This window comes from Streptomyces sp. MGP-BFMKR1, assembly GCF_057766585.1.
On sequence record NZ_CM173408.1, the window covers coordinates 7,999,963 to 8,015,316 of the forward strand.

The 15,354-nt window shown below is 68.6% G+C and carries 6 protein-coding genes; 5 read left to right on the forward strand and 1 reads right to left on the reverse strand.

Annotated elements, in window-relative coordinates:
- Positions 1-301: 301 nt before the first annotated feature.
- Together AC3CHW_RS31970 and AC3CHW_RS31975 are read left to right on the forward strand one after the other, a co-directional pair.
- Positions 302-1,201 carry a LysR family transcriptional regulator gene (locus AC3CHW_RS31970; protein ID WP_488468793.1) on the forward strand — a complete coding sequence of 300 codons (900 nt, stop codon included), beginning with the start codon at positions 302-304 and terminating at the stop codon, positions 1,199-1,201.
- Between the two features lie 414 nt (positions 1,202-1,615).
- On the forward strand, positions 1,616-2,263 hold the full coding sequence (locus AC3CHW_RS31975) for a DUF4360 domain-containing protein (protein ID WP_176160297.1): 648 nt from the start codon (positions 1,616-1,618) through the stop codon (positions 2,261-2,263).
- A 381-nt stretch (positions 2,264-2,644) separates the two neighbouring features.
- On the opposite strand, the gene AC3CHW_RS31980 is transcribed toward AC3CHW_RS31975, so the two are convergent.
- A complete protein-coding gene (locus tag AC3CHW_RS31980; protein ID WP_488468794.1) occupies positions 2,645-3,271 on the reverse strand; it encodes a 5'-methylthioadenosine/S-adenosylhomocysteine nucleosidase family protein in 627 nt (208 codons plus the stop codon).
- Between the two features lie 726 nt (positions 3,272-3,997).
- On the opposite strand from AC3CHW_RS31980, the gene AC3CHW_RS31985 reads away from it, so the two are divergent.
- The 3 genes from AC3CHW_RS31985 to AC3CHW_RS31995 all read left to right on the forward strand — a co-directional run bounded on the left by AC3CHW_RS31985 (position 3,998) and on the right by AC3CHW_RS31995 (position 15,302).
- Positions 3,998-7,921, forward strand: a complete 3,924-nt coding sequence (locus AC3CHW_RS31985; protein ID WP_488471241.1) for a LamG-like jellyroll fold domain-containing protein — start codon at positions 3,998-4,000, stop codon at positions 7,919-7,921.
- Between the two features lie 155 nt (positions 7,922-8,076).
- A complete protein-coding gene (locus AC3CHW_RS31990) occupies positions 8,077-14,997 on the forward strand; it encodes a TreTu family toxin (RefSeq protein WP_488468795.1) in 6,921 nt (2,306 codons plus the stop codon).
- Positions 14,982-15,302: an immunity protein TriTu family protein gene (locus tag AC3CHW_RS31995; protein ID WP_488468796.1), complete on the forward strand. Its 321-nt coding sequence runs from the start codon at positions 14,982-14,984 to the stop codon at positions 15,300-15,302. Before AC3CHW_RS31990 ends, AC3CHW_RS31995 begins: the two co-directional genes overlap by 16 nt.
- Positions 15,303-15,354: the final 52 nt, after the last annotated feature.

The window sequence follows — 15,354 nt, forward strand, 5'->3', positions numbered from 1 at the left end:
GCCGCGTACCGCGCGCTACCGCCTCGGCACCGCGCCGCGAGCGAGCCCTGCCGTGGTCAGGCGCCGCGCCGCGCGCTCCCGGGCGGTGGTACGAGCCCTCTGACTCATTCCCGCCGCCCTCGGGAGATCCTTCGACCCTTCCCGCCGCCCGGGCGAGTCCCATGGCGCCGACGATCACGGTGCCGCGCCGCCGTGGCCCGTGGCCCCTCGCGGTAGCGCCCCGTGCGCACACCCTGCCGCCATGACCCCCGCGTCGTCTTGTCTAAGGTCACTACCGCTATGGCGTCATCTTCTCGGAGGCGTGGTGGAGCTGAACGCGCTCAGGCAGTTCCTGGTGGTGGCGCGACTGGAGCACCTCAGTCGGGCGGCCGACGAACTGCGCGTCGCGCAGCCGTCGTTGAGCCGCACCATCGCGCGCCTGGAGGGCGAACTGGGTACCCCGCTGTTCGACCGGAGCAGCCGGCTGCGACTCAACGACGCGGGCAGGCTCTTTCGGGCGTACGTCGAACGCGCCCTCGGCGAGCTCCAGGCCGGACAGCTCGCCGTCGCCGAGGCCACCACCGAGGGCCTGGGGACCGTGCGGTTGGCGTCGGAGACCTTTCTCACCCTCACCGGGCCGCTGGCGGTCTACAAGCGTGACCACCCCGCCGTAGAACTCGAACTCCAGTGGTCGCCGGCCGAGGACATGGCCCGCCGGCTGCGGGCTCGGGACGTCGACCTGTGCGTCGCCTCGCAGCCGATCCACGCCGAGGGTGTGGCGGGGGTGCGACTCTTCGAGGACGCGGTGGGAGTGGCCGTGCCCCGCGACCACCCGCTCGCGGGCCGCGCGCCCGTGGGCCTCCACGAACTCGCCGAGTACCCCTTCGTCACCGCCCGTGCGGGGCACTGGCTGCGTCGACTGCTCGACCAACTCTTCGCCACCCGGGGTCTCGCCCCGAGGATCGTCTGCGAGAGCGACGAACACAGCGCCATCGCGGACCTGATCGGCGCCGGCCTCGGGATCGGCCTCGTCCCCTCCTTCGCCCGTCGCAAGAACCCGCGTACGCCATTGGTATGGGTCCCGGTCGACAGCCCGGACTGCCGCCGCACCGTCACCCTGTGCTGGGCCGCCGACGGCCACCTGTCGACCGCGGCCCAACTGATGCGCGCCACGATCACCGACTGGGACTGGCGTAACGACCAAGCGGACGACAACTTCTGACGCCCTGTCAGGCAGTAGCCGGCTCGTGTAAGGCACCTCCACCGCGCCCGGCGCGCCCGGTCCGCCGCGTCCACCGGACCCGTATCGGCTCTTCCGGCGGACCCCGCGCGCCAAGGCGTGGGGCGTGAGGCGCGGCATGTGGCGCCTGGGGCGTGGCGGAGGCGCGTCACGCCAGGTCGCGAGGCGTGCCCCGGGTATTGGCCTGAGTTCGCCCTAGGCGGTGCCTCCACGGCTCCTTAACATCTCGCTCAATTGGCATGCGCATGTCCGCTCGGATCACATGCGCCTCCGCCTCATCGCTCCGCCCGTCACGGTTCCGGCGGTCGCCGCTCGCGCACAGCACGTCCCCAGCACACCTCGGCGACCCCTGCCTGCCCTGACTGCCCGTTCCCCGAGGCAAAGGATTGGATCATCATGCACACCGGCATACTCGCAACCAGCGCGGTAGTTGGCCTGTTCGGCGCGACCCTCTCGCCCCAGAGCCCCGCCACGATCGAGAACCCGCCCGCCGACAAGATCGTGATCGAGGTCGCGACGGTGAACGGCTCCGGATGCCCCAAGGGAACGGCCGAGGTGGCCGTCTCCCCGGACAACACCGCGTTCACCGTGACGTACAGCCGCTACCTGGCGAGAGTCGGCGGCACCTCCGATCCAACGGACTACCGGAAGAACTGTCAGCTCAGCCTCGTCGTGTACGTCCCGAGCGGCTTCACCTACGCCGTCGCCAGCGCCGACTACCGCGGTTACGCGTCTCTGCAACCCGGCGCCACCAGCGAGCAGAAGGCCTCGTACTACTTCCAGGGGTCGCCGGACACGGCCGCTCGCTCCCACCCGTTCAAGGGCCCGCAGGACGACAACTGGCAGGTCACCGACAAGACCGACTGGGGACAACTGGTCTGGGCCCCGTGCGGCGCTCGGCGCAACTTCAACATCAACACCGAGTTGCGCGTGAACGCGGGCACCTCGGACCCGAAGAAGACCAGCTTCATGACCATGGACTCCACGGACGGTGACATCAACACCGTCTACCGGCTCGCCTGGAAGCAGTGCCCCAAGCCCTGACCCACGCGCGGGATGACGCGATGCCGTTGGCCGGCATGCTCGTACGGCTGAAGGGAGCACGGTCCTTCGGCCGTACGGGCACCGGCGGCCGACGGCCCGCGCGGGGCGGGGCGTGCCTGGGCCCCGAACGTCTCGGGCCCGCGTCGAGCGTCCTCGCCCCGTCGCGACCGACGGTGACCTTGGGCTGGCACCCGGGCCCAACCGAGAAAGCGGGCCCAACGACCGCCGCGCGGGACTGTCACAGTTCGGCGTAGCGCACGATCTGGAAGGCGAGCCCGAGCACCATGGCCGTCTCCACCAACGAGACCAGAAGCAGCGGTCACCTCACCGGGCCGGACAGTCAGTGCACGGCGATGGCCACGAGGGGCGCGGCGCAGAACGTCAGTAAGTCCACGGCCAGTTGAGTCCGCTTGCGGGAGCGCCGGTGCGCGTCGTGCCGATGGGCGGCCTCCCGGCCGAGAACGTCGCGGGGCTCCTGGGCGGGTGGTGCGCCGGGGGCAGGAAGGCCCACGGACGATTGCGGCGGGCGGAGCGCACCAACTGGTCCATGTCGTGGGACGGTTCCCAGGCGTCAGGCCGGGCCGCGAACCCGTCCACGCTCTCGCGCCCGCCGTGGTAGCCGTAGACCTTTCTGACGACGACGTCGCCAAGGCGTACATCACCCGTCAACGCACCGGCGACGCCGACGAAGAGCACGGCCGCGGCGTCAAAGTACTCGATCGCGGCGTCGAAGTACTCGATCGCGGGCTGCGTGACGAGCGCGGCCCGGGTGTTGGTGGGGCCTGTCTCGACCAGCGCGACGTCCCAGTTCAGTCCCGGTACGCGGCCGACGTCGGTGAGGGTGCCGTGCGGCAGCTCGTTCTCCCGGATGTCCGTCAGATGTCGGCGCACCGCCTCGTACTCCACCCGCAAGGCAGTGAGGACAACCACGGTGGGCCGCCGCCCCCGCGCTTCCCCCAACGAAAACCCCCACTCTCGCGCATGTGCGACCTGACCCCACGCCCCCACCGGCGACCTCGTCCGCCGGGCGGAGGAGAGGAGTAATCACTCTGGCGGGGGTTGCCCTCAGCGCATTCTGGTGCCGGGGAGACCGCGTCGGCGCCGCCCGGAGTCACCCGGCTGGCACGGCCTCGCGGGGCCCTACCGTCCGACCAGGAAAGAGCGTGTGGTGGCCGAGCTTGTGGAGGCTGGTGGGTTGTAACGGAGCGTTGTGCGTCCCTACCCAACGCGTTACTGAACCGAAAAACGGTGACGCTCCGTGTTTTTTCTGGACCAGAGCGCTGCCGTGCTCTACGTTTCCTCTGCGCCCCGTCCACGCGATCTTCACGTTGTGGTTGTGCGGGCCAGGGGAGGCGGGACGTGGTGCGGCAAGTGTTCCAGCGTGGCTGGATGAGAACGGGCACCTGCGGACTGGGACTGACTCTGGCGGTGGGCCTGTTGCCCTCCGCCCTGACACCGGCGACGGCGGTCTCTGCCGCGACACCTTCGGTCTCCGCCCCCCGGTCGCAGGGCACGCCGGAGAAAAGCGGCCTGCGGACCGAGGGCGAGGCGCTGACAGAAGCAGGGCGCTCCGGAAAGAGCGTGGAAGTCACTGCGCTACGCGGCGAGAGCCGCGACGTCTTCGCCACGCCGGACGGCTACCTGGAGGCGCGTGAGTACCTGCGCCCCGTCCGGGCCCGCTCCGGTGGCACCTGGCGCCCGATCGACACCGAACTGTCGAGAACCGACGCGGACATGGTCGCGCCGAAGGCCGCGACGCTGGACATGGCGTTCTCGGGCGGCGGCGACACCCCCATGGTGCGGCTGCGTCGGTCGGGACGGGAACTGTCTCTCTCCTGGCCCGCTCCGCTGCCCACCCCGGTGCTGGACGGGGCGACGGCCACCTATCCCAACGTGTTGCCGGAGGTGGATCTGCGACTCTCCGCGCAGGCCGACGGTTTCTCCCAGCTCCTGGTCGTGAAGTCGGCGCAGGCCGCGGCCAACCCGGAGTTGCAGAAGATCAGGTTGGGGCTGGGTGCCGAGGGCGTACGGCTGACGGAGACCGCGGGGGGCGGGTTGGAGGCCGTGGACGACGGGGCGGGTTCCTCGGTGTTCGAGGCATCGACGCCCTTGATGTGGGACTCCAGCAAGGTCCCTGGGATAGCACAGGAGGCGCGCACCACCGCGTCGGAACCGGCGCGCCTCCGGGCGAGTGAGGCCGGAGGCAGCGGTGAGCCAGGCGCTGGCGAGTCGGGCAAGCTCGCGCCAATCGCCGTCAACGTGCCCGATGACGGGCAGAGGTTGGAGCTCACTCCGGACCACGACGTGTTGCGCGGCAAGGACACGGTGTACCCGGTCTTCATCGATCCGCAGATCCACGCGCCGCGTGCGACGGCCTGGACGATGGCGTCGAAGTACTGGGCCAGCTCGCCGCAGTGGAAGTTCAACGGCAAGTCCACCGAGGGACTGGGCTACTGCGAGTGGGAGTACTGCAACCCGCACGACACCAAGCGACTCTTCTACCGCATACCGACATCGGCGTTCAGCGGGAAGACGATCCTGTCGGCCGAGCTGGTGGTCCGTAACACGTGGTCGGCCTCCTGCGCCGACCGGCAGGTCGAACTCTGGCGTACGAAGGACATCGACTCCGCCACGACCTGGAACTCCCAGAACGCCGCCGGCTTCTGGATCGACAAGCTGGCGGAACGATCCTTCGCCTATGGCTTCGAGGGCTGTGCCGCAGGGGATGCCGAGTTCTCCGTGAAGAGCGCGGTCCAGGAGGCCGCGAACAAGAAGTGGCCCACGATGACGTTCGGCCTGCGTGCCGGCAGCGAGTCCGACCGGTACGCGTGGAAACGGTTCTCCGACAAGGCGCACCTGCGGGTGAAGTACAACCGGCCGCCCGGGCTGATCAAGATGAGCCAGTTGCTGATGGAGTACGGCGGCCAGTGCCAACGACCCGACTCCGCACCCGCCGTCCGCACGCTGGGCAAGCTGTACGTCAACGATGTCGGAGACCCGGACGGCGACCCCGTCTCCGTACAGGTGGAAGCCGCCTGGGACAGCGGAGACGGCAAGGGCGTGATCCCCCGCTGGAAGCCGGGTCGCACCACGGCGAAGAAGGCCGGCTCCGACTTCGCCATCACTCTTCCGTCGGGGATACCGTCGGACCGCAGGATCTCCTGGTACGCGCGCTCCCACGACGGCGCGCAGTACTCCCCGTGGTCATCGGCGGGATCGGCCACCAGTTGCTACTTCCACTACGACAAGAACACGCCCCGAGGACCCCGCCTGACCTCGGGCGAGTACCCCGCGTCGAACCCCGAGGACCCGGACGACCCCTGGTACGACGGCGTGGGCCAGTACGGGGAGTTCACCCTCGACTCCCCGTCGACCGACGTGACCCGCTACCGATACGGGATCAACGGCAGCCCCTCGGCGAAGAACGAACTCACGACCTCAGGTGGTGCCGCGAGGACCGTGTCGGTGCTGCCCTCACGGCCTGGGCTGAACTTCGTCACAGCCCAGGCGTTCGACAAGGCGGGAAACGTCTCGGAGCCGTACACCTACCAGTTCCGGGTGCGCAGCGGTCAACCAGAGCGCGCCACCTGGCAGCTCGACGAGCCCGCGCAGGCGACTGAGGCCACCGGCAGCACCCCGGCCCGTGCCGCCCGACTGCACGGCGGGGCTCAGACAGGAGCTCCGGGCGCGGTGCGTACGGGCCTCAAGCTGGACGGCACGAGCGGGTACGCCGCCACCGACATCCCCGTCGTGGACACCGATCGCGGCTTCACCGTCTCCGCCTGGGTCCAACTCGACACCGTCCCCGACCACGCCGCGATCATCGCGGCACAACCCGGCAACCACAGGCCCGGCTTCGAGCTGTACTACTCCGCCGTCTACCAGCGGTGGGTCTTCAACCAGTACAGCTCGGACGCGCCCGACGCGAGCGTCGTGCGTGCCATGGCAGCACAGCCAGGGGGAGTGCGAGCCGGGGTGTGGACCCACCTCGTGGGCTCGTTCGACTCCACCGGCCAGCGGCTACAGCTCTTCGTCAACGGCACGCGAGTGGGGGAGACCACCTACCCGACGGCGTGGAACGCCCGCCGCGGGCTGCGCATCGGCGCCGGCTCCTACAGCGGCAAGGCGGACTCCTTCTTCCCCGGCACCATCGACGAACTACAGATCTTCGACAAGGGCATCAGCCCGGAAGAAGTGACCCGCCTGTACGCCAAGGAGACCATCGGCGATCCCGGCCGCCCCGCCAAGGCGATCTTCCCTCTCGACGAGGAGTCCGGAGTCACCGAGGTCACCGCCCACGGCGGCGTGCTTCCCGCCCGCTTCCACGGCGGAGCGGCCCCGGGAAAGCCGGGCGTGGCAGGCAATGCCCTGACACTGGACGGAACGGATGACTACGCCCGTGTGGGCGCACCTCACCTGAACTCCTCCAGGAGCTTCGCCGTCGCGCTGTGGGCCAAGCTTCCCGAGACCAAACCGGGCAGAGCCGCGGTGGCCATATCCCAGGGTGGCACCCACAAGGCGGGCTTCGAGCTGTACTACTCGGCGGCGTACCAGCGGTGGGTGTTCGACCAACACGCCGACGACACCCCGAGCGCGGCGGCGATACGCGCCATGCAACCCGAGGGCACCACGGCGCCCGGCGGCCAGTGGACCCATCTGGCCGGAGTGCACGACACGGTGGCCGACACCCTGACTCTCTACGTCAACGGGCAGAAGGCGGGGTCGACCAAGCTGGGCGGCGGTTGGTACGCCGCGGGGCCGATGTTCATCGGAGCGGGCAGCTACGACCAGAAACCCGGCAACTTCTTCCCCGGCCAGATTGACGACGTCCGACTCTTCGACCGACCGGTCGCCGAGGGAGAGGTGCTGCAACTCTTCCGCGCACGGCCACGCATCCAGGGGCGTTGGAAGTTCGAGGAGGCCGCCGGTACCCCGGTCACCTCTCCGGACGCCTCCGCCCACAAGCGATCCGCCACCCTCCACGGCGGCGCGACGATCGGCGCGGGCATGCTCGGCGATGGCGGTCTCAGCCTGGACGGTGTCAACGACTACGCGGCCACAGCCAAGTTGCCCATGGACACCGGCTCCAGCTACACGGTGACCGCCTGGGCCCAAGCCGCCGCCACGCCACAGGGCAACGCCACGCTGCTCAGCGGAGAGGGCAACCAGCGCGCCGCCTTCGCCGTGCGCTACGTACCCGACACCAGGACCCCTGACGCCCTGGGCCGCTGGGAGATCACCCTTCCGGATCGGGACGCGCCAGAGGCCACCACGGCACGCGCCGACAACAGCCAGTTCTACGACGTACGGCAGTGGAACCACCTGGCACTGGTGTATGACGGCTTCTCCCGCCAAGCACACCTCTACGTCAACGGCGAACTGGAAGAGAGCGCCTGCACCGATACCGACGGCGACGGCCGGCCGGACGACGCCGCCTGCGGCGACCGCGTCTCGTCAGCCGAGAACGCGCTGACCTTCACGGCCACCGGCGCCCTGGACATCGGTCGGACCAAGCCGACCCGCGCCACCAGCGGCAGCGAACACTGGCCCGGCACGATCGATGACGTGTGGACCTTCCAGGGAGCCCTCACCGAGGACCAGATCTGGCGCCTGGCCCACGACTACGTTGACCCGCCGACCGAGGTCCCCAGCGCCTGACGGCGTCTGACGGCTCGGAACACGCCGGGGCCCGAGCACACTACGCGCCCCGCCGACGCGGCATGCCCGAACACGGCCGCTACTGACCCGACAGCCCCGCCGCCCAGGCACGCCCTGGGCGGCGGGAGACGCTCGCAGTGAGGAAAACAGCCCCGATGGATCACATAGACAGACGTGGTAGACGGCGGGGGAAGGGAAAGACGCTGCGGCGCCATCTCGCCCTCTCGCTATCCGCCGTGCTCGTCGGCACCCTGCTCCAGGCCGTCTCGGCCCCACCGAGCGCGGCCGACGACGGCACGGGCCGCCCTGACCTGCCTACCGCTGAACGGCCGGTGGCAGGAGCAGCCGCCCAGCAGACCAAGCCCCGCAGGGTCGAGACCGGGCCCAGGGTCCCGCGGCAGGCTCCGAAGGCCCAGTGGGCACAGGCTGGCACCGCCGTGGTGCGGATACCGGCCGTCACCGCGAGGATAGCGAGCAGGCCCGTCGCGGTGGGCGACCTCCCCCTGGAATTGACCCCTCTCCCGCCGGAGCCCACCGCCCGCCGGATGTCACCTCCCGCGCCCGCCAGCATCGAGGCCCGCGTGTGGGACCGCGAACGCGCCGCCCGAGCCGGCGTCGACGGGCTCCTGTTCACCCTGGCGCCTCGTGCGACAACTGGCGGACCGACCCGCTCCGACAGTCGGACGGGCGTGAGCGTGAACTACTCCGCCTTCGCCGAGGCGTACGGCGGCGACTACGCCTCCCGACTACGCCTGCGCGAGCTACCCGCCTGCGCGCTGACCACCCCGAACAAGGCCGAGTGCCGCACCAGCAAGCCACTGGCGGCCGTCAACGACACCGAGCGACGGTCCCTGACCGCCGAGGCCGTGACGCTGCGCGCCGACAGAGCCACCGTGCTGGCTGCCAGCGCGGAGGCACAGGGCGACAAGGGCGACTACAAGGCCAGCCCCCTCTCACCATCCGCCACCTGGAACACCGACCTGAACACGGGGCACTTCGGTTGGTCCTACGGCATGCCCGTACCCGAGGTGCCCGGCGGCTTGCAGCCCGAGGTCGGCCTCTCCTACTCCTCCAGCGCCATCGACGGCCGCTCCGGCGGCACCAACAACCAGTCATCCTGGGTCGGTGACGGCTTCGACCTCGGCAGTGGCTTCATCGAGCGCCGCTACAAGCCCTGCTCCGAGGACGGGGTGGAGAACAGCGACGGCAACAAGCCGGGAGACCTCTGCTGGGGTTATGACAACGCCACCATCACCTTCAACGGCAAGGCCGGCGAGCTCGTCCCCACCGGAGACGGCGAGTGGAAGCTCCAGCAGGACGACGGAACCCGGATCAAGCGCCTGACCAGTAGCGCGCGCGACAACGGCGACAACGACAACGAGTACTGGGAGATGACCGACCCAGACGGCACCGTCTACTACTTCGGCCACCACAAGCTCCCGGGCTGGGCCACCGGTAAGGAGACCACCGACTCCACCTGGACGGTGCCCGTCTACGGCGACGACGACGGCGAGAAGTGCCACGCGGCGGCCTTCAAGGACTCCTGGTGCCAGCAGGCGTGGCGCTGGAACCTCGACTACGTGGTCGACCCACACGGCAACGCCGTCGCGTACTACTACGACAAGGAGACCAACCACTACGGTCGCAACCTCAAGGCCGAGGACGAGACCCCCTATGTGCGCGGTGGCCACCTGGATCGCATCGAGTACGGCCTGCGAGACGGCAGTGCCTACGCCACCCAGGCGTTGGCGAAGGTCACCTTCACCAACAGTGAGCGCTGCCTCCCCACCACCGGCGTCACCTGCGCGGCCGACACCATCGGCACCAAGGCGCAGTACTGGTACGACACGCCGTGGGACCTGAACTGCGCCGCGGGCGCCAAGTGCGACCAGGGGCGGCTGTCGCCCAGCTTCTGGACCCGCAAGCGACTGACCGAGGTCACCACCGAGGTCCTCAGGGGCACCAGTTACGCCAAGGTGGACTCCTGGAAGCTGGGACACCGTTGGGGTACGGCGGACGTCGACTACCAACTCCTCCTCGAATCCGTCCAGCACACCGGCCACACCGCCGCCACGCCGATCACCCTCCCGAAGACGACGTTCGCCTACACCCAACTCCCCAACCGTCTTGACAAGGTCGGCGACGGAAAGGCTCCCTTCAACAAGGAACGCGTGTCCACGGTCGCGGACGAGTCCGGTGGCCAGATCGACGTGGGGTACTCCGCTCCGGTGTGCGCGTGGGACAGCCTCCCCACCCCGCAGACGAACACCACCCGCTGTTTCCCGCAGTACGTCGCCGGCGACTCCATCACCGAGCCGGAACGCGAGTGGTTCAACAAGTACGTCGTGGAGACGGCCACCTCGACCGACCGCACCGGCGGCGCTCCCGACCAACTCATCCGCTACAGCTATCTCGACGGCGCCGCCTGGCACTTCGATGACGACGACGGCCTGACGAAGGAGAAGCACAAGACCTGGTCCCAGTGGCGCGGCTACGGCAAGGTACGCGTGCAGACCGGTGGCCAAGGCGCCGGCGGCATGAAGACGCAGGAGGAGCACTACTTCCTGCGGGGCATGGACGGGGACCGAAAAGAACCTTCCGGTGGCACGAAGAGCGTGCGAGTCGCCCTCGACGCGGGCGAGGGTGACCCGATCACCGACCACGCCTCCGCCGCGGGATTCGAGTACAAGGCCGTCACCTTCGCGGGGCCGGGCGGCAAAGCCCTGGAAAGGAGCGTCAACCACCCCTGGCACCACCAGACCGCCGAACGAAAGCGTAGCTGGGGCACGATCACCGCCAACCTGACCGGTACCGCGCACAGCAGGCACTTCACCTCGCTCGACGACGGCGCGGGCGAGAAGTGGCGCACGACGAGCACCGCCACACGCTACGACACGGTCGCGGGGCGTCCCATCGAGGCGGACGACTTCGGTGACGACAGCACCACGAAAGACGACCAGTGCACCCGTACCACCTACGCTGACAACACCAAGGCGAACCTGCTCAACCTCCCCGCCCGCGTGGAGCAGGTCTCGGTGGCCTGCGCGCAGACGCCGGACCGGAGCAAGGACGTCATCTCCGACGTCCGCACCGCCTACGACGGCGGCGACTACGGCGCCGCCCCCGTCAGGGGTGATGCCACCACCACGGCCACCCTCAAGGAACACGACGGAACCAAGGCCACCTACCTGGAGTCCGGCGCCACCTACGACTCGTACGGACGGGCCCTGACCAACACCGACCTGACCGCCACGGTGACCGTCACCGGCACCGCGGCGCCCGTGCGCACCAAGCGCGACGACGGTCGTACCACCACCACCGTGTACACACCCACCACCGGTCTCCCCACCAAGACCGTGGTGACCACGCCACCGGCGACCAAGGGCGACGCCTCCACCGCGCAGACCACCACCAGCGAGCTGGACCCCCTGCGCGGGCAGCCGACCGCACAGATCGACACCAACGGCAAGCGCACCAGCTTCGCCCAGGACGCCCTCGGCCGCTCCACCAAGGTCTGGCTGGCCAACCGCCGCACCACCCAGCTACCGAGCATGGAGTTCACCTACTTCATCGAAGAGGGACAGCCGGTCGCGGTTCGCACCCAGAACCTGTCACTGGCTGGCGGCTCGCAGATCGCCTCGTACGTCCTCTACGACGGGTACCTGCGCCCGCGCCAGACCCAGTCGCCTGGCCCCGACGGCGGCCGTGTGCTGACCGACACCTTCTACGACGAGCGCGGCCTGACCACAAAGACGTTCGCGCCGTACTACGCAGCGGACAACCCCCAGAAGTTCCTGTTCAAACCGGCCGACGCGCTGTCCGTGGAGAGCCAGACCCGCCACACCTACGATGGTCTGGGCCGCGAGACCCTGGCCCAGGAGATCGCCGGCAACGGCGACGGTGGCGCGATCCTGGCGACCACGCGCACCGTGCACGGCGGCGACCGCACCACCGTCATCCCACCCGAAGGCGGAACCGCCACCACCACCCTCGTCGACGCGCGAGGCAAGACCAGTGAACTGTGGCAACACCACACACGCTCGGCCACGGCGGCCCACGACACCACCCGCTACCGTTACACCCCGTCCGGAGAGCTGGCGGAGGTCACCGACCCGGCGGGCAACGCATGGACCTTCGCCTACGACCAACTCGGCCGCAAGGTCAGGACCGGTGACCCCGACCGAGGCGTCACCACCCATGCCTACGACGATCGCGGCCAGCTCACCTCCACCACCGACGCCCGCGACAAGACCCTCGTCTACGACTACGACGGACTGGGCCGCCGCACCGGTGTCCGCGAGGGTGACAGGGCCGGGAAGCTCCGCACCACATGGGTCTACGACACCCTCAGCGGCGCCAAGGGACACCTCGCCGAGACCACGCGCTACGTCGACGGCGCGGCCTACACCAGCAAGGTCACCATGCGTGACCAGCTCTACCAACCGATGAAGACCTCCATCGTCATCCCCGAAAAGGAAGGCGCTCTGGCCGGCACCCATCAGACGGGCACCGCCTATCACGCCAACGGCCTCACAGCGGGCATCAGCTACTCGGCGGCAGGCGCCCTGCCGGGGGGTGGCGCGAGCTACGACTACGAAGACGGCACGCTGCGCCCCAACAAGGTCTTCGACGGCCGGGGCATGACGGCGACCACCAGCTACAGCCTGACCGGCAAGCCCCTGCAGTACGAGCTGGGTGGTGCGAGCACCGGCGACAAGAAGACCTGGGTGACCAACACCTACGAGTGGGGCACCCAACGCCTGGCCACCAGCCGGGTGGACCGCCAGGACGTCCCCGGAGTGGATCAGCACGCCACCTACCGTTACGACCAGATCGGCAATGTCACCTCCGTATCCGACACCTCCCGCTCCGGCACCGACACCCAGTGCTTCACCTACGACTACCTGCGGCGCCTGACCGAGGCGTGGACCGAACCGGCGAAGAGTTGCCAGGCCACGCCCCCCGCCGACGGCATCGGCGGCCCAGCCCCCTACTGGCTCTCCTACACCTACGACGTGTCGGGAAACCGTCGCACGGAAACCCAGCACGATCCCGCGGGTGACACAACCAGGAACACCAAGCGGACCTACACCTACCCGGCGCCAGGCAGCCCGCAGCCGCACACCCTCAAGCAGGTCGACACCCAGTCACCCACCGGCACCGCCAGGGACACTTACGGATACGACGAAGTCGGCAACACTCGGACCCGCACCCTGGGCGGCGACACCCAGACGCTCACCTGGGACGCGGAGGGCCACCTGGCCACCGCCACGGAGCCCGGCCCGAACGGCACGGACGAGGTCACCAGCTATCTCTACGACGCTGACGGCAACCGGCTCATCAGCCGTACTCCGTCACAGACCACGCTCCACCTCGGTCACACCGAGATCACCGTCGCCAAGGGAGCCAACACAGCCAAGGCCACGCGCTATCTCGACCTCGGCGGTGGACACCAGGCCGTGCGCGAAGACGACGACACGGTCTCCCTCACCGTCGCCGACCATCACGGCACCGGCCAACTCGCCATCGATGGCCCCACGTTCGAACTCACCCAGCGACGCACCACACCCTTCGGGGCGCTACGCGGCACCGAGCCCGTCTCCTGGCCGGGCACCAAGGGGTTCGTGGGCGGGACCATCGACACGAGCACGGGCCTGACGCACCTGGGCGCCCGCGAGTACGACCCCGCCACGGGGCGCTTCATCTCCGTCGACCCACTGATGGACCTGAACGACCCCCAGCAGATGCACGGCTACATCTACGGCAACAACAGTCCCCTCACCTTCTCGGACCCCACCGGTCTGTCGTGGATCAGCGACGTGAGGGATTCCTTTGCCCGCATGGGCAAGGATCTGCTTCGAGACTCGGAACGCATCGCCAGAAGGTCCTGGTCGAGCTTTGCCGGAGGAGGCCAAGCCCCGCGCGGCGGCGGATACGTACGCACCGCCAGTTCCGGGGGCGGTGGCACCTGCTACTACGCCATGGGTGCGAGCTATGGCTGTGGAAAGGGCGGTGGTGGTCGCGGTGGCGGCAGCCGTTCCAGTCACAGTTACCCCGTGGCGCCCGAGGTGAAGACCGACGGGGCCCTGAAGGGGTTCAACCTCTTCAACTTCGTCAAGAGCCTGGTGCTGCCGGACGTCGAGCAGTGGAAGAAGTGCTCCCGCGCTGACGCGGAGGGGTGCGCGTGGGCGGCGACCGACCTGCCCTGGGGCAAGCTCTTCAAGCCGCTCAAGTTCTTCAAGAAGGCACCGAAGTCCAAGGAACAAGCGCCGCCACGAGGCAGATTGGATTGCAAGACCGACAGCTTCCTCCCCGGTACGGGCGTACTGCTGGCCAACGGCACCCGCAAGGAGATCGAGGACGTCAGGACCGGCGACCGGGTCACGGTCACCGACCCGCAGACGGGAGAGACGACCACGCGTGAGGTCGTCGCCACGATCGTCACCGAGGACGACAAGTACTTCACGGACCTTACGGTCACCACGGCCGGCGCCACGGCCTCCCTCATCGCCACCGACCACCACCCCTTCTGGAGTCCCAGCGAGAACGCGTGGATCGATGCGGGCGACCTGAAGCCCGGCATGACCCTGCGCACCCCGAAGGGTGACACCGTCCAGGTCCAGGCCACCCGCCACTACGAGAAGCGGCAGCGCACCCACAACCTGACCGTGGCGGATGTGCACACGTACTATGTGCTGGCTGGTCAGACGCCGGTACTCGTTCACAACAGCGGAGGCCACACCTCAGACGACGGGATGGTCACTGTTGGCCGTTGGATGTCTGGGGCAGAGCATCAGGCGATGATGGAGACCGGAATGGTTCAACGTGGTGCGGGTGGTTTCACCTACGTGGTGTACCCGGCAAGTCGCGACGCATACATATCGGCACGCCCGGGATCCGTGTACGTGGAATTCGACGTGCCGAAATCCTCACTCATTCCTGGCGGCAGGCCGGGGGACTTCAAGATGTCAGATTCCGGCACCATCTTTGCTCGTCTGGCGCAGAAGAAGGGGAACCCTGTTCCTCAACTTCCCGAGGCCAAGAACGTCAAGCTGGGAGGATGGGGATGTCCCTAGGTAGTGCGCTGTTGGAACGGGCTCAGGAGTGGATCCGACAGGAAATCCACAAGACGAAGGCTCTGCGGGATATTTCAGAGATTGATACATCCCCTAATGAGCATGGGGTGACGTCAATGAGCTGGATCCTCGATGGCGGCAACTTCATGGCCCAGGTGGTGCTGTGGGATACCGGGGAATTCGAGGAGGATCTAGTGAACGCGGAAACGGGTCAAGTTCGGACGCGGAGCGGCCGCCTGGCGTCGCCCGGTGATCTCGAATCCTGCCTTGCGACTGCCCGCGATTGGGTTCTCCAGGACCTTTGAGGATTCGCTGAGAAGCGTGCGTTCGCAAACATGAAGCCCAGCCAGGCACTGC